Here is a 19,828-nt window from a genome sequence, read left to right as displayed (position 1 = left end):
TTAGCTTTTTTTATACAAGCTCCTCTTAAAATTAAATGTTATTTTTATGTAAAAAAGCACGCAGATTGTTTTATAACATACACTCTTTACTATAACAGAAAGGTGGTATCACTATGCCCCTTATTCCATACAACGAAAGTGATGTTGATTTACTAGCTCGTTTAATTCGTGCTGAAGCTGAAGGCGAAGGTCGCCAAGGTGAGGAGCTTGTTGGATGCGTTGTCGTAAATCGTGTATTTTGTGATTGCTTAGATTTTAAACAACTCCGGTCTGTACGTGATGCAGTATACCAAAGCCCCGGCGGATTCGAAGCAGTGCAATACGGGTATTTTTATCAACGCGCTCGTGATTCAGAAAAAGAAATTGCAAGAAAAGTTTTACAAGGTCAATGGCGCTGGCCTGCACGATGGGCTCTTTGGTATTTCCGTCCAGTTGGAGCTTGTCCACCTGAATGGTATAACCAGCCATTTGTAGGACAGTTTAAAAGCCATTGTTTTTATGAACCAAGTGGTGATGAATGTCCGAAAATGTATTCACGATAGTAAAATTTGCAACGCAAGTACTTAGAAATTTTGGTACTTGCGTTGCTTATAACTGTGCTTTAGAAATCTAATAGTGTGATGAATCTTTCTATGCTTACCACATGTATTAATAATGGTATACGAGGACCATTTGATTGATTCATAATGAGCTTATATATAATAGTGAATAATTGTTTTTGATTTTCTTTCATTATTTTTTTATTTTCATGATGACAAATCGCATATAATTGCTCCATTAAGTTAGAGTAATCTTTATTAGAACGAAGTATTTTACAAACTTCTACTAGCCATTCTTTCTGCCTTTCATCTAATGTGTAGTAAAACTCTGCATTTTTCTCCTGATTTACCGCGATTAATTTTTCAGATTGAAAGTTTCTTATCCAATACTCTGCGCGATTACTTATCGCTCTCATTTCATCTAATGCATAGCTCCTATCTATTTTCTTTAATATCCCCTGTAAAATAGTTGAATCAAAATTTAATAATGGTAACGTTCCTGCTACTTGATTAAATTTCGGATATTCTTTAAACTCGCTATCAACTTTAGAGATTTTAATTGCATTAAATAAATCTTCATTTTTGAGCGTTTTATTTTCATAACTATCTTTCAATCGTTCATACTCTGTATAATTACGAATCACATCTTCATCCAACCCAATATGAAAAGCAGCGCCTGGTTTGTATTTTGCAAACATAAAGAGAATTACTTCTGGTATATACACTTTCAATATATCGCTTGGTGTAATACTATTCCCTGAAGAACTAGACATTTTTTCATGATTCCCTTTAATACCAATGAAATCGTAAGCAACGTAATGAGGCGCTTCTCGATTGAATATTTTCCTTGCAATTTCTTTTGATACATTATAACTACCCGTTTCTGATGAATGATCTCTACCGCCCGGTTCAAAAACAACATCCTCTATCATCCATCTCATCGGCCAATCGATTTTCCAATTCAATTTCATTTTTTTTGTATTTAATACGGATAACTCTTTTTCATTTCCGCATTCACATTCATACCGGACTGTTTTTAATACTTCATTAAAATGTGTAATAGTTGTTGTATCTTTTCCGCACCTCTCACAATATAATGTAGCTGGATAAAAGCTCTCTCGCTCTTCTTCACTACACTCTCCAGTTTTAAAATCCATTAAAATATCATATATTTCTTTTCGTTTATACAAAGCCTCTAAAATATTATCATTATACCTTCCACTTCTATATTCATCATGTTGATAAATAAATTCTACTTCAATTCCAAATGCTTGAAGCGATTTTTCAAACTCTTTTTCAAAATGCTCCGCATACGAGTTATGACATCCATACGGATCTGGAATATCACAGTATGGCATACCAATATACTTTGCAAAAGATGGATCAATATTTTTTGGAACTTTTCTAAACCTATCATAATCATCCCACGAAAATATAAAACGAGTCTTTTTCCCTAAATCTTGAAGTGCTCTTACTACGAAATAAGTCGTTACGATTTCACGAAAGTTCCCAATATGAACAGAACCTGACGGACTAATTCCAGATGCACAAACAAACATTTCTTTATTTGGATGTTTCCTAATTAATTCATGCGCTACTTCATACGCCCAATGCATATATTACTCACCTCAATTATTTTTCGTTTCTCATTTCCAGTTTTATGCAACAAAAAAACTCCCACCCCCAAGATTATTCATCTTGAGGACGAGAGTTGTTAGCTTCGCGGTACCACCTCAGTTTGTTAATATGTCACCATATTAACCTCTTCAGGTACGGCAAAATATGCTTATACCCTATCTCTATAACGGGAGAACCCGTCGCACCATCCCTAAATAAATTAGTTCCTTGCGCAGCTCCAAGTCTTTTTTCATTAAGATGTATACCGCTCTTTCTCAGCTACCAGAGCTCTCTGTACGTATTCTTTCTTAACTACTCTTCTCTTCTATGCCTTAAATATTAGTTTTTTAATATGATAATTTATAACACTTTTATTGTCAAACTTTTCCGAATCGAAATCGTAAAATTATCTAAAAAAATTCTTTATCGCTTCTAATTGAATTTTGTGGCTACACTCATCACAACAATATGCCCCTTTTGGTTTCTCTTTAAATCGCTTATATTTTTCACTACCTTCGTAAACACGAAATATATTCTTACAAGAAAAGCAAACAATCTCATAAAACATCATATGCATTTTCCTCTCCGTGTTTATAAACCTTTTAATCACTTGAGAAGATTAGTTTTCTAGAGCACAAATCATAATATCCTCTGACTAAAAGGTTTACCTCTATTCTTATCGAATTATATTAATATCTTATAACGCGAGGTGAACATCTTGTTCAGTAATATAGACTTAGTTTTAAATGTTAAAGCAAGTTTAGCTGAAGGACCATGTTGGAATGAAAAAAAGCAACTTTTATATTGGGTTGATATTATGGAGAAAAAATTATGCATATATAATCCTACTACCAATACGAACCAAGTAATCGCTCTCAATCAACAAATTGGCTGTGTTGTTCCATATTTAGAGGACAAATTACTCTTAGCTATGGAAAACGGCTTTTATTCTATTAATGTAAATACAGAAAAACTGACACATATTTTTGACCCCGAACCTCATTTAATAGAAAATCGTTTTAATGATGGAAAATGTGATCCAGCTGGTCGTTTCTGGGCAGGTACTACAGATACATACGGTATGAATGCTGCAGGTTCCTTATATTGTTTACATAATAATTTGAGTGTAAAGAAAAAAGTTTCACATGTAAATACTTCAAACGGAATCGCTTGGTCACCTGATCATACATACCTTTACTTTATAGATACACCTACTAAAAAAGTGGTTCGCTATCAATATAATATACGTACTGGAGACATTCATAATCCAAGTGATGTAATCATTTTCTCTGAAAATGATGGTCTACCTGATGGTATGACAATTGACGAAGAAGGTTGTTTATGGATTGCACATTGGGGAGGTTCAAAAATAACTAGATGGAATCCCTCTACTGGAGAACAAATATTAAGTATTCCAATTCCTGCGTTATATGTAACATCATGTACATTTGGTGGGCCTAACTTAACTGATTTATATGTTACAACAGCCAGAACAAGAATGACGGATGACGAATTAAAAGAGTATCCACATGCTGGTGGTATTTTTCGAATTCAAACAAATGTTAAAGGCTGCCCCACCTATTCATTTTGTAATAAAAATATTGGAGCTGAAACAATATGAACCGTATCGATTACATAAGACAAGAAGAAAAGAACTATCACGATCTTTGCTATGAACAATATAAACTATTTGAAACTGGATCTTGGCTTCACAAGCCGGTTAAAACAGTTATGGATTTAATGGACTACTTTGAAGAGAAAAACAAATTACAAGTGCTTGACCTTGGCTCTGGCGTCGGTAGAAATAGCATTCCAATTGCACAAAAGATTAAAAATGCTAGCGGAACTGTTACATGTATTGATTTACTTGATTCCGCTTTAACAAAGCTACAAATTTATAGCAAAGAACATGACGTATTCGAGGTTATAAAAACAGAAGAAGCAGCAATTGAAAACTATCATATTAGACCTAATACTTATGACTATATCGTTGCAGTATCAAGTTTAGAGCATGTCAGATCAGAAGAAGATTTTAAAAATGTACTCCACTCTATGAAAAGAGGTACAAAAAACGGTGGTATTAATTGTTTAATTATTAACTCTAACATACAAGAAATTGATTCAATAACGAATGAAAAATTAGAAGCTTTAATTGAAATTAATCTTTCAACCGAAGAAATGATAAGTACTTTAAAAAGCATTTATAAAGAATGGAAAGAACTAAAAGTTGAAATAAAAGAATTAGCTTATGATATTGTTCGAAATGAAAGACACATTCAATTAAAAACAAATGCCATTACGTTTGTCGTTCAGAAATAATACTATAAAAAGTAAGGATATTTCCTCATATATTCATAGGAATACCCTTACCTTTTATTTTCATAAAATTATTTTGTTATTAGTTTTCGCATCATCTAAAATATACTTTTCATTCGAAATACTACTCAGCTATTAATTGAATTCATTAACTGGAAGAAATATTCTGCTTCATGAGTCTCATTCAATTTATACCATGAATGAAGTGTATCCGGCGCAAATACATCTAATTTTTTCAGTACTTCCATTGCACATTCTAGAGGCGCTACACCCGATGCAGTAATAAGATTTTCACTGGTTGCTACAGGTCCCATTTCATAAAAATTTTCTCCATTATAATTAGGACAAACCATCTTCATATAATCTAAACTATTACTTGTATGCTTTCTAGAATTTAAGTAACCGTAATTTGCAAGACCTATAGTTGCACCGCAAATTGCTGCTACAATTGTACCAATTTTTAAAGCTTCACCAACTGTTTTCAAAATAGGTTTATGTATTTCTTCACTCCAAGTATTCCCTCCAGGTAAAATTAATAAATCGTTACTCTCAAGGATACATTCATCTAGGGAAATATCCGGCTTTATATTCAAGCCCCCCATTGAAATAATCGTTTCTTTATTTATTCCAACTGTTACAACTTTAAAAGGCGCTACATCTTTTTTGAAATATCTCCCTGTATTAAGTTCAGCAATTAAATGTCCGTACTCCCAATCAGACATCGTGTCAAATACATATAGATAGGCTTTTCTTGTTTGCATTCAATAACACTCCATTCATATGCTACACTCTTAATTAAAACAAGTGTTCTTTTCAGTTTAACATTTTATGCAATATTTATGGTGTAAAATTCCAAATGAAAGAGCACTTGTTTCCGCAAGTGCTCTTTTCGGGGATTTTGAGATAACCTATTAACGAAAGTTAAGGTTACTTAAAGTTAAGAGGTATTTATACTATATGCTTGTCCTTTTTATTTGTGCATGATCAATATATAAACATCTTTAGAAATATTTAAAAACTTTTATTTATAGTTCCTTCTGGCATTTTATCATTAAGAAATTGATTGAAGGTTTATTTTCCATGTGCTTATTTGGTTCATCAATTTCGGAAACTTGTACTAGTCCATATTTATTAAAATCTCGTTTTATAGATTCAGAATTATAGAAGAACATTTTTACTCCTTCCATTATTTCGAAATAGTCTTTATCCAACTGTTTTCCCTTGCCAAACATTGGAGCTTTTTGAGAAACAGTTGTGAAAACCATATATCCACCTGGTTTTAGCTGATTATAACAATCTTTAATAAATTGCTCTCTTTCCTGCTTATTCAACAAATGCAAAAGTGCATGACTATATATACCATCATACAGTTTGTTATTAAAAGGCATCTCATTTACCGAACCGTGATAAACGCTAATATCTTCCAGTCCATGTTGCTTTGCTAAATCAATGGCTGTTTTTGAAATTTCAATACCTGTTACATTTATACCATTATCGATAAAAACCTTTGCATTTCTTCCATATCCAATACCTGGAACTAATATATCCTTAACATTCTTTTCAAGAAAAAAATCTTTTGTCAAAATTGCAGATTCTGTAGGTTCAAATCCCCACATCGTTTGTTTTTCAATAAAACTTGATTCCCAAAATTCCATTATGTATCTATCTCCTTATTTCTAATCCATTTTTAGTATCAAATTAAAAGCATTTTTTGTATTTGCTATACAGTTTTTTCTTCTATTCATACCACTTACCTTAGTCATCGTAACACCATTGAATATAGCATAATAATAAGCCTATATCTAATATAAAGATTGGTTAAAAATCTACCCTATTTTATTAATCCTTACGTTTATAGAAAATAAAAAAACAGCCAATATTTTTATTGTAGTATTGGCTGTTTCTCATGAGAAATTATCTTTTTATATTGTACCGATCTAATACTTTTTCTAACATTTCTAAAGTTATTGGTTGTGCTTCTTTTATTAATTGATAACCAATACGCCCATTCGGTTCTGCTGTAACTTGCTGTAAACTCTTCACATCATGAATCCCTTTTTCTCTTAATTGCATATAAAGTTGTTGTTCCGACATTTTTGCCTGCATCAAATTCTCTTTTACAATCTCTCCGTTTTCAACAATTATAATGCTACTTCCATTTAGGAATTGTTCCACCTTCCTTGATTTCAATTCAAAGAAATGAATGGTAAGTAGTATGCTTGCAAATATGATAGCTGCAAATAGAGATGGGACTACTTTTCTACTTAATACAGGTTCTACAATAATACGGCCAATTGAAACAACTATAATTATTTCAGCTCTTGTCATTTGGCTGACAGATGTACTACCTGTCATTTTCAAAACAATTATTCCAGTAAGAGTTAATATAATACTTTCCCAAATTACATTCATAATAACCCAATCCTTTAATGGTGAATATTACTACCATTCCCATTAAAGGTGTATTTTACTTACCTATCAAGTTGTTAAACCCTTCAGACCATGATGGAAATAAAGGTGTCCATCCATACTCTTTACGTGCCTTATTATTTGAAGCTCCTCTTTCCCAACTATTTTTCCCATCTTGAACTTTAGGCTTAGGTGCCCCTATCGCTGCTGCATATATTGGTAACCATTCTTTACTAGTTGCTGGATAATTATCTACAATATTTACGATTCCTGAAGGCCAATTAAGGGCTAGCATAGTAGCTCTTGCAGCATCTTCAACATGTATAAACGAGCTTATCCCGTCTGATGCGATAATTTCATTATTACGAACTTGATTTGCTATTAATCCGTTTTCCGCATACCATGTTCCTGGTCCGTATAATGTGCCGTAACGAAGTATAACCGATTCAGGTAACTCAGTAACAGCTTCTTCTAATTTCAATATGCCATTAACAGTGACTTGCCGAGGCATAGAAGCAGTAATATGTAGTGAGTCTTTTTCAGTCGCAAATGTCTCCCCTGGTTCATACGCCCATGAAATACTTTGAGCGATTATTTTCTGTACCCCTACATTCTTAGCGGCATCGACAAGGTTACGAGTGCCTTTTGTTCTAATTTTTGCATTATCCTCAAAATTCCATGAAGACAATGACGTTAATTGATGAATAACTACATCGGGATTTGTTTCTTCTAATACAGAAAACACAGCCTTTCTATTAAATACATCAGCTATTACTGGTATGGCACCAACCTTTTTCATTGCTTCTACTTGCGAAGTATTACGAATCATCGCAAACACCGTATGCCCATTTTTTATTAACATTGGCAATAAAGAACGTCCTATTACACCAGTTGCACCTGCTACAAATATTTTCATATATGTTCCTCCTCATTTAGTAATCATAAATGTGACGAAACATTTGTTAGGTATGTGACAAATATTTGCTCAATTATTTCGTTATTCATATGAAACATATACTTTTAATGGCTTAATTATCCCTAAACTCAATTCATCAAAGCATTGTATGAGTGAAGTATAATGTATTTCATATTGAAAGATTTCTTCTATAAATGGTGTTTGTGCTATTTCTTTAAAAAACCAATCTGCATGTTTTTGATAATCGTATCCGTCACTTGATCCAATGATTTGCAATTCTTTCTGATAAAATTTGGCGGTTAATGTTAATTCTTCTATATTACCATCAGACAGTATACATATTTTACCATTAGTTTTGAGAGCTTTTTGCAAAGTATGGAACCCACTATTTGTAGCAGAACATTCGAAACCATAATTATATGTTTCTATTATTTTCTCTTCTGAATCATATATGTTTTTCGCACCAAACTTCTTTGCGAAATCTCTTCTATTTTTATTAGGCTCAACAACATCCACGTGCTCAACGCCTACATAGTATTTTAAGAAATGACAAGCGAGTAAACCAATAACTCCCATTCCAGTTATAAGTACTTTTTCATCCTGTCGCGGGTTTAGTTTCAATACCCCTTTAGCGGCATCACACGAAAGAATAGATAATAAAGCAACTTTAGGTTGTATAGAACTAGGCACTCGAATCACTTTATAACCCTTAACTATCCCTATCGTTTCATGTCCATAAAAAGAAACTACTTTATCGCCTACGTTTACATGTGTTACTTTATTACCAACTTGAATCACTTCACCATAACTTTCATATCCAGTTTTTCTTAGATAAAAAGGATTCGTATCTGTAACATCGGATCCATTATACTGTGGTAACTCGGCCCCAATGCTTATCGCTCCTGCGATTGTTTTAACGATAATTTCATCGTCCTGTATGTCCTTAATTTCATTTGTTTCCCACTCAAGTTGTTTAGGCCCTTTTAAAAATAACTTATTATGTTCCATTCGTATCCTCTCACTTTATAAAAATATATTCTCACTAAATTTCAAACAATGTATAATAGATTCATCCAAAATTAAAGCTATAGCGTTGGCTAGCACCCAACAGTGATAACATGATAATTGAATTTGATGGATATGGAATAAACGAGTATGTTATTGGCCGTAACTGTTCTATTAACGAATTAATAACGATGTATTTAAATGTAAAAAATGAAGAGATATCTAATGAGGATCTGCTAAGCTTATTTTGTGTACGCTATCATTACAAAAAAATTCCAAAGTTACTACAAGAAGACGTCATAAGCAATGTTGTCATTGATTTAGATACGGACTATATTTATATCCCAAATAGATAACAGTAAACTAGATTGAATGATTAGTATTTACGATTCAGCTAAGTGTTTAATAAAATAAGTAATTGCCCAAATTAATGTCGCAAATTGAGTGACAAAATACATTGTCCATTCAAAGCCAGTCAATTTTCTCTCTCGTTTAACCTTCTTTAAGTATCTGTAAAATATGAATGTACTTAAAAACATAAGTAACAATGATAATTGCTGTAAATCATCGACTATGCGTACCGCCATAAACTCCATCACCCTCCTATTCAAAATAAAAGCTATACTTTAAGAATATCATTAATTGGTAGTTTATTCCCATTTTAAATACTTATGTCATAAATAAAAAGAGCACTCAGCTATTGAGTGCTCTAAAAAATATTAATTTAACTCATTTTCCTTGTAATGGTTACATGTAATTCCCCTTACTTTTTATAACTCAGTTCTATTACTTCTGGTATATACTTACTATCATATTTTCTCGTATAGATTTCTCCATCTGGAGTAACTAATTGTAAAACAATCACACCACAAACCCCATCTAGTATTTCAAATTCACCTTGTGCATTTGAAATACTGCGTTCCTTACTTTCAATTGAATTTTCATATATTTTCACATTAAATATAGGTTCGTTATTTTGATCTACGATAATACCTCTTGAATACTTAGCAACGGCTATGCATTGATCCTCTTTTTTTATAATTTTTAGTCACAACCATTACTCCAATTATTATAGTGATACATACAAACAAGAGAATGATTTTGCGCCTCACAACAAACCTCCTAATTCAAATTATTCTTTTTTGAACTGAAAATTCAACTGTCCTGATTGCTTGATTTCCTCAATTACTTTGCGAATACCTTCTTCAATCTTATCTTCTTTTACATTCGAAACATTTAACTTTAACAGTTTTTCTTTAGGAAAATTCCTCATATAATTCTTATCAATAGTATCGACACTTATTTGAATGTCACCTAATTTTTGTATAAGTGTGTCTGTAACTGTGTTTTTCTGCATCTCTAAACAAGTGTGTATTCCAAATGGGTTTTGTCTATTATATGTAAATAATGATGGATTTTCATTTTGCACTTTTTCTAATGTTTTTGCTAGTTTTATTGATCTATTGTAGTAGGAAGAATTAATTTTAGTTTTATGACGTTCAAACATACCGCTCTTTATATAAATTTCTAAAGCCGCTTGAGAAATCATCGGACTATCAATATCTAGTATCTTTTTGTATGTATAGAAAGCATTTGCAATGGATGGTGGGATGACTGCAACTCCAACCCGTAAACCTGGAAAAATAATCTTCGAATAACTTTTCAAATATATGACATGACTACAATTATCCAAGCTATATAACGGATCTGCTTTTAAATCAGTTTCTAAATCTGCTAAATAATCATCTTCCACTATAAATACATTGTATTTCTTAGCCAATAGTGCGATTTTTTCTTTCTCATCTTTAGAATAAGAAGTTCCAAGCGGATGATGATATCTCGGTATCGTATAAAAGAATTTTATTTTTCCAGTTTGAAAAATTTGCTCCAATTCATTCAAATCGATACCTTCATTCGAACGTTTAATACCGATTACAGGAACTTTATTTATTTCTAGATAATCAATATATAGATGATATGTTGGCTGTTCAATTAATATGGTTTCATTTCCATTCGGAAATGGTATAGAAGTTAATATAGCAAGTGCCTGCTGAACACCTGATGTTATAAAAATATTTTCTTCTTTTGTAAAGACTTGATAATTTGCTAATTGTTTTTGAATAACTGGTATTAAAGATGGTAACCCTTTCGGCGTTCCATATACAAATAAATCATTTTTATACGTATCAATAGCCTTATTAATACAATGTTGAAAATCTAAATACGGAAAAACATCTGGATCTGGTGCTGAGGAAGCAAAATCAATTATCTCGTTATTTTCTATAGTATTCTCTGATTTTTTAACAACGTAGTATCCACTTTGAGGGACAGAATATATAATGTGACGCTTTTCTAATTCATGAAGCGCACGTATAACTGTTGCCTTATTACATTCATATTGCGTAACAAGTGACCGTATAGACGGTAATTTCTTTCCTTCTTTTATATCTCCATTTTGAATCTTATTTTCAATGTCATTTAAAATATGTAAATACTTATACATATTACACCTCCTCCAACAATTCTATATTTGATTCCATCGGTTTTCTATTCATATAGCATTCATTCCTCAATTAGTTAATTTTCCGATCATCTATATCGTAAATCCCAATAGCATATGAATCATTTTCAATCCATTTCTTTACTGCTTCTGTTTTAAGTACACCTTCAACTTCTTTTTCTATTTTCTGTCCAAGTTCTCTCGCCCCTACTTCATCATCGCTAATCTTAGTTTTTATATCAATGGTAACAGGTTGATTCTTTATATAATTTATTTGCTGAATACTAAACCCTTCATATCCGTTTTTTCTGAATGCGTCATCAAATATATGTCCAAAAACTTGATTCCATCTACTCTCTGCCTTTACAACTTCTCTATTTCTTTGAGTTATATTGATTTTATAAGCCGTTACACCTTGTATCGCCAATCTTTTATTAATATCATTTTTTATTTCGTTACTATCTTCGCTATCAACAATCTCTAAATCTAATATTCTTTCTTTTTCATCTCTTATAGCAGCACTAAAAAAAGATTCCTCCTTTACCGCTGCTGTGGCAATATCCATCACTATAGAATCTTCACTTTTAGCATCTTCAATGTCATTCTCACAGGCACATAATAAAGCAAATGGAAATAATAATACAAGTAACTTCTTTCCCTTTCTCATGTAGCACCCCTCCATATATTTTCATTTACGATAAACTTTTTACTTTGACATATAAATACCTTCTTTAATCATTAAATTTAACATTATTTCACATTTCCCCCACTTAACAAGGGAATTACAATTAATAAATAGAATATCTCTATGAATAAATAAAAAGTGAGGGATATATAATGCAACGTGTAAATACGATTGATATTAGTAATGTACTACAATTGGAAAAAACTCTTTCGACTTTATTAAATAAAATGATTTCTTCAAAACTAGACCTTGAAAATTGGTTAAAAGAGCAGTCAAAAGTTATTTGGGACATCGAAGAACAATTAAGATCACATTACATCGCCTTTCAATGTAATACGGATGATGAAGAAATAAAGGATACTTTTGAACATGATCAACAATTTGTAAAGCCACTTTTAAAGCGGTACCAAAATTTATTGAATAATAAATATTTAGAGTCACCTTTTCGAATGGAATTAGATTCTAACGTATATGGTTTATTAGATACAAAAATAAAAAATGCTCAAAAGTTATTTTGTGAGGAAAATATCGAATTAGAAATAAAGGAAGACAAATTAATCACAGAGTACTTTGAAATCACTGGAGGATTAAGTGGAATTTGGGACGGAGAAGAAAAAACGATAACAGAATTACAATCCTATTTACAAGATTCGAATCGTGACACCCGTAAAAAGGCAAAAACCATTATTTCTGAACAATTTTTATCTGTTGAAAAAGAACTCCAAAACATATTAAATCAATTAATTGAAATTCGCCATCAAAAAGCAAAAAATATTCAACTAGAGAATTATCGCGATTATATGTTCAAAAAATACGAGCGTTTTGATTATTCAGCGAAAGATTGCTATGAACTAGCTGAATCCATACGTAAGTATGTTGTGCCTCTTAAAGATAAAATATTGCTAGAGAAAAAAGATAAACTGCAAATTGATACGCTTCGCCCGTGGGATGTATCAGCTGTAACTCCAGATCAAAAAGTACTTAAACCTATTGCAAATGAAAATGATTTAATTGAAAAGAGCACTCATATCTTTAATAAACTAGATGTTGAATTTTCAGCACTTTTAAACCGAATGTATAAACACAATTGTCTTGATTTAACAAGCCGCAAAGGAAAAGCAGCTGGTGGCTTTTGTGAGTACTTACCAGCTTCACAATTATCTTATATTTTTATGAACTTAAATTATACACAAGATGATATTGTCACTTTTATACATGAAATGGGTCATAGTATTCATAACGAACTCATAAAATCATTAAAATTACGACAGTATATAGAAATTCCAGCTGAAACAGCTGAACTAGCCAGTATGACAATGGAGTTATTCTCGCTTAATTATTGGGATACCTTCTATACAGACAAAAAAGATTTAAAACAAGCAAAAATTAACTTCTTTAAAGATGTTATTTCATATTTACCTGTTATGCTTATTGTCGATCAATTTCAACACTGGCTGTATGAAAATCCAAGTCATACTTCTGAAGAAAGAAATGAAAAATACTTACAACTTCAAAAACATTATCAGTCTAGCGTCATACATATTGATGGCTACGAAAACTGGATAGCAACGAGTTGGTTACCTGTACTCCATATTTTTGAAGTACCATTTTATTATATTGAATATGCGATCGCCCAACTTGGTGCATTACAAATGTATAAACAATATAAAGAGGATCCTAAGCAAGCGCTAGAAAATTATAAAAAGGCATTATCACTAGGAAGCTCGCAATCTATAAAAGAAGTGTATGATGCAGCCGGTATTCGTTTTGATTTTTCTGGTGAAACAATTAAAGAACTCATGCTATTTGTAGAAAAAGAATTAGAATTACTTGAGCAATTATAAGAAGAAAGCTGCACCTATATTTTGGGTGTAGCTTTCTTCTTTATTTTATTAATCAGCTCTATGTACTGAGTATCTCCATATCCGATTGTTGGAAAAAGATAAAACAACTTTATTAATAATTCACGAGTTGATAAATCTTTATTTTTAGAGATGAATTTCATTACTGCATTATCTTCTGTTAACATTTCTAAAAATAAGTCTATAGCCTGATACATTACAGGTGGTACTTTATGAGAGGTCTTTTTATGGTTTACTAATACTTCATTGTATATAGAAGAATAATTCCCCAATTCAAGTTCAATTTGATTTACTTTAAATTCATCCTCTCTAAAGCTATTTAAGTATACCTTCCCTTCATAAGCAGACTGTTCAAGATGAGAAAGTATGGTAAGTAGGTTCATTTGGCAAAACATATCTTCACCAAACCATAGAACAATACATTTATACTTTTTCGTAAAAAGGTTTTCTAACGGATCTATAACCTTTTTTATATAACTTTCTACTGAACTGTTATGTCCTTTCGCTCTTGTTTTAATAAACTCTTCATTAAAAACTTGAGTAGTAGCCGAGTTCACACACATTGCCTCATTAAATGGGGCATAATCAGAATCACCCATTAGCTTTTCGTTTTTAAATTCTTCATACATAACTTGACCATTTAATATGTTAAGTACCTCTTTATCAAATAGCTCACTCTTCCTATCTCGTAACTGTTCAACCTCTATTTTTCTAGAAATATTCATTTTAAACGCCCCTTCTATTTTTATATTGAGCTTAACTATAGTTTAACAACATCCGCTAAAAACTCGATTGATTAAGAATGTTTTACATTTCATCTTTTATTAGTTGTGATTCTTTTACGTGCTGTTTCTTAATTAATATTGCTTTATACAAAAAAGTAATACCTAGTACAGCGAAAATGATACTTACAGGAATACGAGCAATATGAGGAAGGTAGCGCGGAAGAAAGAAAAGACGGACTCTTTCATCCACATCAAATATTTCAAAGACTATTGGTACTATACTTTGGTGAACTAAAAAAAAGATTCCTATAAATACAAGAAGAACAACAACGGCAAGTTTTTTCTTGGGTAATTCAATTGCTTTATTACGAACTTTATTTTTGTTATTATCATTATTTATTTTCATCCCACTTTTCATTTCAAATAGCAACTCAGGGCCATTTCTTTCAAGTTTTTTGTAAGCGATGCGCCCAAATAGCCATGCTAAAAGCACTCCCGTACAAACCCCAGTCGGTACACCTAACCATTGTATGAATTGTATATGTAATGATGTCCCCAACCATACAACTAGTAACGAGGGTATCGTTGTTACTAGCACCATCAACAGCATGAACCACGTGGTTATAAACACTTTACTCGCATTCATATCGTCACCAGATATTATCGTTCCTCTTCCACGGCGATGTGGATCAGTAATTGGAATTAAATTAACTATAGAAAATAAGACAATAAGGCCGACTGCCCCACCAAGTAAAGCTGGGACTACTGCAAATACCCATGGATAAACGTAAGTAAGTCCGCTAGTAAAAGTAAAAATTATTGTAGTTAAAATTGCTACAGGACCAATAGCTATCAGCCAAGCTAATTGGCGGCCACGCACGTCAATCCTTTCTGCGCCAGGTGTCACCAACGTTAACCATAATGCGCTTCCATCGAAACCATATAAATTACAAGCAAACATACTTGTAAATACAATCATAATTACTCCCGCCCAAGGCATTAAGTATGGTATATCCGCAATTGTAACTATAATCCCATAAAATACACCTATCCATATTCCCATCCGCAAGAAGCGCCCTCGTTGTGGATCCTTCCCCCAACTTTTTAGCTCCTTAGTTATGATCGCTCCTATTTTAGTTTCAAAAAAGATTTTAAAAACTTTTCTATAATGCTTATTAGTAATCTCACTTTTGATTTTTTTAGAATCTCTCACTGTACTTCTAGTCAATAATGTAGTCCATATAAATAAAAGAATTCCACATAATATCGTTATTGCACTCAAGAAAACACTGGTTAATAGCCAATTAGATTGACTTGCGTACTCAACAGCAAGTATCGTCCAACTAGATGGCATCACGTAAAGTAGCACGGTATCATTAAATATTATTCTATTGATTACAGGAAGGGCATACCAGCCCACATTTAGAAATGCAATGATAAAACCAATGAACATGGCTCCCATTTCCATACCGACTCTTGATTTCATCGCCTCACCCATAATACTAACTATTACTTTTGATAACAACACTACAAAAACTAACTGTAAAATAATTGCCGGGACCGCAACTACAGTTGCATATATACTAATTCTAGCTGCATAAATTAATAATCCTATGAAAGCTAAAAAACTAACCAGTGGGCCTACTCCTATAAAAGTTACACCGAGAAGCATCCTCGCTAGTTTATAAGAATTGAGCGGAAGCAACACAAAATATTCAGGACGTAATATTCCGTCTCCTCCAGTAAGCATCGGACCTATAATCCACCCTAGTGTCCAAATAGCGAATGTTACATATAAAATGCTTTTTGATATAGTTTGTTCTGTTGGATAAAAAGAAAAAAGTAGAATAGTTCCAATCGCTAGCAACAAACCAACTAATCCTGTCATAATAAATAGAACTGCACTGCCACGATTCATTGAATGTTTAAGTATTGATAACTTCATTTGAATTAAAACATTAACCAAGACAATTCCCCTCCTTTATTGGCGGGTTTACCTACTAATCGAATGAAAATATCCTCTAGTTTTTCTTCACCACAAACATCTTCCATCTTTCCAGATGAAAGTACTCCCCCTTGCGAAATAATCGCAACATGATCGCAAAGTTGTTCAACTAATGCCATGACGTGACTAGAAAATACTACAGAACCACCTGAACTAACAAATTTCTGTAAAATCTTTTTAATAGTAGTTGCAGAAATGGGGTCTACCGCCTCAAACGGTTCATCGAGAACGAGTAATTTTGGCGCATGAAGAAGTGCAAGTGCAAGGCCAATTTTCTTGCGCATACCAGTAGAATAATTAATAACTAAAGTCCCCTCAGTATTATTTAACTCCAATACTTCAAGTAATTCTTCTGTCCGCTGAGCAATTTCCTTGGCATTCATTCCTCTTAATAATCCCATATATGTTAATAATTCACGACCAGTAAGCCTTTCCGGTAAAGCTAACCCATCTGGTAATACCCCAATCAGCGCTTTAGCTTGTTTTGGATTACCCCAAACATCAATCCCAAAAACTTTAGCGTTTCCACTATCAGGTCGTAACAAACCTACAGCCATCGATAAAGATGTAGTTTTTCCTGCTCCATTAGGACCAACAACTCCATAAAAAGATCCCCTTGGAATAATTAAATCAATATGATTGACTGCAATAAATTCACCGAACCGCTTATGTAATTTCGAAAGTTGTAGCGCAGGAGCAGATTTCTCAAATTCGGTAGTCAATGAAATCGATTCATCAGTTTTCATAAAACGAACTCCTTTTTTTACTACTTTATTTTTTGTAAGCAAAATCCAATAATTTTACTCATTTAATTACAATACTGAATCATTAATTTATTTAGTAATTCAATGTTATTAGCTGACACCTTTTCAGTTAACCTAGCTGCAATAATAATAGGAGCCCATTGAAAAATCTCATCTCTTGATAAACCCGTATTCCTGCAATATATATGTAAATACATTTCAGCTAATTCTACTGAAGCTTGAGCGTACAATAAATATGTCCGAAATACATCTGCACGAATATCACCTAAATTAGCATCTACCCAATCTATAATTTTCACGTTACCATTACTGAAAATTAGATTAAACGGATGAAGATCACCATGACATAATCTAGGTTCAAATTTGATTGAATGTAACTTATTCAATATATTTTCCTTTTGTTTTTCATCCAATTTATGTACAGATTTAATTTGTCGTTCTAACTTTTCTCTCATTGATTCCATATCATCGGTATTCACACATATAGCATGAATCTTTTTTTGCTCATTAACACAAAGGCCGATATAACGCTCTGCCTCATTTAAATTATTAAGCAGAAGATCACCAATGTTGTCCCCTTTTACATGTTCCATAATAATTGCCTGTCTATTTTGTATCTTTGTCACTTCAAATACGTTTGGAACTGGCAGCCCGCATGAATAGGCATATTTTTGTTTTTTTGCTTCATTCATAGACTCTGTATCTGGGAGGTAATCTTTAAATAATTTTACAACCTTATCATCAGTTAAATAAATTTCTGCAGTATTCCCTTTTGCAATTGGATTACCTAAAACCACTTCATTTCTCCCCTTAACATAAATTAGAATAACACCTTATACTTCTCTTTAAATTCACTATAATCCTAACTAAAACCTTCTTCACGAATATACAAAAAACTTACAGCTTTCCACCCTTAAATAGAAAGCTGTAAGTTTAATTGTTTAGGAATATCCGAATGAAACTCTGATGTATGCACAATTGAAAATGCATATCCTTGCTCAATAAATGATACTTCATTACGTTTACATTCAAATGGTACACTATTTTTCTTAAAGTTATTTTGGATTCGCTGTAAAAATGCTGAATCCGGTGTTCCGAAAGAAACATGAACTTTCGGTGGTAAAGCTTTCATTGCGATTGGAATCCAAGGTCTCTGCCACCAAGTCGCGACGATATATGCAGTGCCACCTATAACAAAGTTGAAAATATCCCCATCTTCCATCGTTTTCATATTTAGATTTGATTTCAGCCATTCCGTAAAAATAGGTACACTTTTAACAGGAAGACCAATTTCCCTTACATATAAAATGTTTAAAGGTGACTGCGGTACTAATACATCTTCTTTAACATAACTATGCGCGATAATTTCGAGTAGATTTCCATCTCCGTCTTTAAAGTATAAATTGAATCGACCATCCTCTTCATCAATTATATGACCATCTTTCCATTTTACAATGAGTAATCCAGACTCCTCAAGCCATCTTGCTGTTTCATGGAATTTTGAATATGGGATTTCAAAAGCAAAATGTGCAGGTGCAATTGGTTCATACACTTCTTGAAAACTAATTGTTGTGTATGGCGTTACTTCAAATTGAATAAATGACGCTGTTTCTTTTTTTATTGGAAAAGATAATATATCTCTGTATACTTGTTTTACTCCTTCTATAGAAACTGTTTGTAGTTTAATATCTGAAATGTGTGTAATCATTATAATAAACCTCCAAATTTATTATTTCTATTAGTATTGTATTTCAAAAACTAACAGGAAAAATCCATCTGGAGATTGAAACTTTAATTAACAAACTACTACTTTTGTATTAGAGCTGTTACGTTAACATTTTCAGCCAATGCAATACGATCTGAATTTTAAGCAGTTTGCGTTTTTAGTACAAATAATTGGTATGAACGACCACATCAAGATATAATGAATACCATCTTAAGCTAAAAGGAGTGTTGTACTGTGACTCAAAGAATTTCTTACTATGATGCTGCACCTGATGCTATGAAGATTATGATGGACATGGAAAAATACACAAAGCAATCACCAATTAATCGAACAACTAGAGAGCTTATTAAAATTAGAGTTTCTCAAATCAATGGCTGTGCTTACTGCTTAGATTTACATACATCTGATGCACGAAAAATGGGAGAGACTGAGCAAAGAATTTATTGCTTAAGTACTTGGGATGAATGCACTTTTTATACAGCAGAGGAAAAAGTCGCTCTTGAATTAGCTGAACATATTACACTTATTCCTACTAAAAGAGTTCCTGATCCCCTATATAAACGAGTACGTGAACATTATGATGAAAAACAATATATTGACCTTGTCTTGATTATTAATCAAATTAATAGTTGGAATAGAATTTCTATTGCGATGGGAAATACACCAGCAAAAAAATAACACTTTAAGCAAACAACTTACTCAATACGTTTTATTACATACACTTCAAAAAGGTTGATTCTAATACATTACAAGAATCAA

20 protein-coding genes, 2 pseudogenes and 1 other annotated feature are annotated in these 19,828 nt (G+C 32.3%); of the genes and pseudogenes, 6 read left to right on the top strand and 16 right to left on the bottom strand.

Going from position 1 to position 19,828, the window contains the following annotated elements; all coding sequences use genetic code 11:
• Positions 1-113 precede the first annotated feature (113 nt).
• Entirely contained in the window at positions 114-542 is a 429-nt protein-coding gene (locus tag AC241_RS12695) for a cell wall hydrolase (protein WP_016081517.1), read from the top strand.
• Positions 543-601: 59 nt separating this feature from the next.
• Here AC241_RS12695 and lysS read toward each other — a convergent pair whose 3' ends face one another.
• Both lysS and AC241_RS12685 read right to left on the bottom strand, forming a co-directional pair.
• Entirely contained in the window at positions 602-2,155 is a 1,554-nt protein-coding gene (gene lysS / locus AC241_RS12690) for a lysine--tRNA ligase (protein ID WP_029442384.1), read from the bottom strand.
• 81 nt (positions 2,156-2,236) lie between these two features.
• Positions 2,237-2,493 (bottom strand) — a binding site (T-box leader).
• A gap of 69 nt (positions 2,494-2,562) precedes the next feature.
• On the bottom strand, positions 2,563-2,733 hold the full coding sequence (locus tag AC241_RS12685; RefSeq protein ID WP_000551042.1) for a DUF2197 domain-containing protein: 171 nt from the start codon (positions 2,731-2,733) through the stop codon (positions 2,563-2,565).
• A 141-nt stretch (positions 2,734-2,874) separates the two neighbouring features.
• On the opposite strand from AC241_RS12685, the gene AC241_RS12680 reads away from it, so the two are divergent.
• Together AC241_RS12680 and AC241_RS12675 are read left to right on the top strand one after the other, a co-directional pair.
• The gene (locus AC241_RS12680; RefSeq protein ID WP_050843686.1) at positions 2,875-3,777 is read left to right on the top strand and encodes an SMP-30/gluconolactonase/LRE family protein; all 903 of its coding nucleotides are present in this window, start codon (positions 2,875-2,877) and stop codon (positions 3,775-3,777) included.
• A complete protein-coding gene (locus AC241_RS12675; RefSeq protein ID WP_029442382.1) occupies positions 3,774-4,475 on the top strand; it encodes a class I SAM-dependent methyltransferase in 702 nt (233 codons plus the stop codon). The genes AC241_RS12680 and AC241_RS12675 overlap by 4 nt, the downstream gene beginning before the upstream one ends.
• Before the next feature lie 125 nt (positions 4,476-4,600).
• Here the strand turns inward: AC241_RS12675 and AC241_RS12670 are convergent, their stop codons facing one another.
• From AC241_RS12670 to AC241_RS12650, 5 genes are all read right to left on the bottom strand, one after another.
• Entirely contained in the window at positions 4,601-5,233 is a 633-nt protein-coding gene (locus AC241_RS12670) for a type 1 glutamine amidotransferase family protein (RefSeq protein WP_029442381.1), read from the bottom strand.
• A 264-nt stretch (positions 5,234-5,497) separates the two neighbouring features.
• Positions 5,498-6,127, bottom strand: a complete 630-nt coding sequence (locus AC241_RS12665) for a class I SAM-dependent methyltransferase (RefSeq protein ID WP_029442380.1) — start codon at positions 6,125-6,127, stop codon at positions 5,498-5,500.
• Between the two features lie 259 nt (positions 6,128-6,386).
• Positions 6,387-6,884: a DUF421 domain-containing protein gene (locus tag AC241_RS12660; RefSeq protein WP_029442379.1), complete on the bottom strand. Its 498-nt coding sequence runs from the start codon at positions 6,882-6,884 to the stop codon at positions 6,387-6,389.
• Positions 6,885-6,939: 55 nt separating this feature from the next.
• Positions 6,940-7,797: an NAD-dependent epimerase/dehydratase family protein gene (locus tag AC241_RS12655; RefSeq protein WP_048564714.1), complete on the bottom strand. Its 858-nt coding sequence runs from the start codon at positions 7,795-7,797 to the stop codon at positions 6,940-6,942.
• Between the two features lie 81 nt (positions 7,798-7,878).
• Positions 7,879-8,805: a zinc-dependent alcohol dehydrogenase gene (locus AC241_RS12650; RefSeq protein ID WP_029442377.1), complete on the bottom strand. Its 927-nt coding sequence runs from the start codon at positions 8,803-8,805 to the stop codon at positions 7,879-7,881.
• A gap of 110 nt (positions 8,806-8,915) precedes the next feature.
• On the opposite strand from AC241_RS12650, the gene AC241_RS12645 reads away from it, so the two are divergent.
• On the top strand, positions 8,916-9,158 hold the full coding sequence (locus AC241_RS12645; RefSeq protein WP_048564712.1) for a hypothetical protein: 243 nt from the start codon (positions 8,916-8,918) through the stop codon (positions 9,156-9,158).
• A gap of 27 nt (positions 9,159-9,185) precedes the next feature.
• On the opposite strand, the gene AC241_RS12640 is transcribed toward AC241_RS12645, so the two are convergent.
• From AC241_RS12640 to AC241_RS12625, 4 genes and pseudogenes are all read right to left on the bottom strand, one after another.
• On the bottom strand, positions 9,186-9,389 hold the full coding sequence (locus AC241_RS12640) for a hypothetical protein (RefSeq protein ID WP_000290886.1): 204 nt from the start codon (positions 9,387-9,389) through the stop codon (positions 9,186-9,188).
• A gap of 176 nt (positions 9,390-9,565) precedes the next feature.
• Positions 9,566-9,914, bottom strand: a pseudogene (locus AC241_RS12635) (carboxypeptidase regulatory-like domain-containing protein).
• Positions 9,915-9,934: 20 nt separating this feature from the next.
• Positions 9,935-11,305, bottom strand: coding sequence for an aminotransferase-like domain-containing protein (locus AC241_RS12630; RefSeq protein WP_050843684.1), 1,371 nt, complete (start codon positions 11,303-11,305; stop codon positions 9,935-9,937).
• Between the two features lie 70 nt (positions 11,306-11,375).
• Complete coding sequence (locus tag AC241_RS12625) at positions 11,376-11,969, bottom strand: DUF4030 domain-containing protein (protein ID WP_029442375.1); 594 nt, start codon at positions 11,967-11,969, stop codon at positions 11,376-11,378.
• Positions 11,970-12,139: 170 nt separating this feature from the next.
• Between AC241_RS12625 and AC241_RS12620 the strand changes: the two genes are divergently transcribed.
• Positions 12,140-13,831: a M3 family oligoendopeptidase gene (locus AC241_RS12620; protein WP_050843682.1), complete on the top strand. Its 1,692-nt coding sequence runs from the start codon at positions 12,140-12,142 to the stop codon at positions 13,829-13,831.
• 14 nt (positions 13,832-13,845) lie between these two features.
• On the opposite strand, the pseudogene AC241_RS12615 reads toward AC241_RS12620, so the two are convergent.
• From AC241_RS12615 to AC241_RS12595, 5 genes and pseudogenes are all read right to left on the bottom strand, one after another.
• Positions 13,846-14,616 (bottom strand): annotated as a pseudogene (locus tag AC241_RS12615) (AraC family transcriptional regulator); the annotation flags it as partial.
• Positions 14,617-14,656: 40 nt separating this feature from the next.
• Positions 14,657-16,540: a hypothetical protein gene (locus AC241_RS12610; RefSeq protein WP_050843680.1), complete on the bottom strand. Its 1,884-nt coding sequence runs from the start codon at positions 16,538-16,540 to the stop codon at positions 14,657-14,659.
• The gene (locus AC241_RS12605) at positions 16,525-17,325 is read right to left on the bottom strand and encodes an ABC transporter ATP-binding protein (RefSeq protein ID WP_050843679.1); all 801 of its coding nucleotides are present in this window, start codon (positions 17,323-17,325) and stop codon (positions 16,525-16,527) included. Before AC241_RS12605 ends, AC241_RS12610 begins: the two co-directional genes overlap by 16 nt.
• A 62-nt stretch (positions 17,326-17,387) precedes the next feature.
• Positions 17,388-18,140, bottom strand: coding sequence for a phosphotransferase family protein (locus tag AC241_RS12600; RefSeq protein ID WP_050843677.1), 753 nt, complete (start codon positions 18,138-18,140; stop codon positions 17,388-17,390).
• Positions 18,141-18,256: 116 nt separating this feature from the next.
• Entirely contained in the window at positions 18,257-19,051 is a 795-nt protein-coding gene (locus AC241_RS12595) for a VOC family protein (protein WP_043939022.1), read from the bottom strand.
• A 252-nt stretch (positions 19,052-19,303) separates the two neighbouring features.
• On the opposite strand from AC241_RS12595, the gene AC241_RS12590 reads away from it, so the two are divergent.
• Entirely contained in the window at positions 19,304-19,747 is a 444-nt protein-coding gene (locus AC241_RS12590) for a carboxymuconolactone decarboxylase family protein (protein ID WP_029442370.1), read from the top strand.
• The last annotated feature ends 81 nt before the right edge of the window (positions 19,748-19,828 follow it).

This window comes from Bacillus thuringiensis, assembly GCF_001182785.1.
GTDB classification, from domain to species: domain Bacteria; phylum Bacillota; class Bacilli; order Bacillales; family Bacillaceae_G; genus Bacillus_A; species Bacillus_A thuringiensis_S.
This window is presented reverse-complemented; position numbering and strand designations above follow the sequence as displayed.

Excerpts from the sequence above, each read along its gene's own strand:
- AC241_RS12625 (WP_029442375.1), bottom strand. The coding sequence starts at position 11,969 with ATGAGAAAGGGAAAGAAGTTACTTGTATTATTATTTCCATTTGCTTTA.
- AC241_RS12670 (WP_029442381.1), bottom strand. The coding sequence starts at position 5,233 with ATGCAAACAAGAAAAGCCTATCTATATGTATTTGACACGATGTCTGAT.
- lysS (WP_029442384.1), bottom strand. The coding sequence starts at position 2,155 with ATGCATTGGGCGTATGAAGTAGCGCATGAATTAATTAGGAAACATCCA.
- AC241_RS12595 (WP_043939022.1), bottom strand. The coding sequence starts at position 19,051 with ATGATTACACACATTTCAGATATTAAACTACAAACAGTTTCTATAGAA.
- AC241_RS12685 (WP_000551042.1), bottom strand. The coding sequence starts at position 2,733 with ATGCATATGATGTTTTATGAGATTGTTTGCTTTTCTTGTAAGAATATA.
- AC241_RS12605 (WP_050843679.1), bottom strand. The coding sequence starts at position 17,325 with ATGAAAACTGATGAATCGATTTCATTGACTACCGAATTTGAGAAATCT.
- AC241_RS12655 (WP_048564714.1), bottom strand. The coding sequence starts at position 7,797 with ATGAAAATATTTGTAGCAGGTGCAACTGGTGTAATAGGACGTTCTTTA.
- AC241_RS12650 (WP_029442377.1), bottom strand. The coding sequence starts at position 8,805 with ATGGAACATAATAAGTTATTTTTAAAAGGGCCTAAACAACTTGAGTGG.
- AC241_RS12675 (WP_029442382.1), top strand. The coding sequence starts at position 3,774 with ATGAACCGTATCGATTACATAAGACAAGAAGAAAAGAACTATCACGAT.
- AC241_RS12645 (WP_048564712.1), top strand. The coding sequence starts at position 8,916 with ATGATAATTGAATTTGATGGATATGGAATAAACGAGTATGTTATTGGC.
- AC241_RS12665 (WP_029442380.1), bottom strand. The coding sequence starts at position 6,127 with ATGGAATTTTGGGAATCAAGTTTTATTGAAAAACAAACGATGTGGGGA.
- AC241_RS12620 (WP_050843682.1), top strand. The coding sequence starts at position 12,140 with ATGCAACGTGTAAATACGATTGATATTAGTAATGTACTACAATTGGAA.
- AC241_RS12630 (WP_050843684.1), bottom strand. The coding sequence starts at position 11,305 with ATGTATAAGTATTTACATATTTTAAATGACATTGAAAATAAGATTCAA.
- AC241_RS12640 (WP_000290886.1), bottom strand. The coding sequence starts at position 9,389 with ATGGCGGTACGCATAGTCGATGATTTACAGCAATTATCATTGTTACTT.
- AC241_RS12660 (WP_029442379.1), bottom strand. The coding sequence starts at position 6,884 with ATGAATGTAATTTGGGAAAGTATTATATTAACTCTTACTGGAATAATT.
- AC241_RS12695 (WP_016081517.1), top strand. The coding sequence starts at position 114 with ATGCCCCTTATTCCATACAACGAAAGTGATGTTGATTTACTAGCTCGT.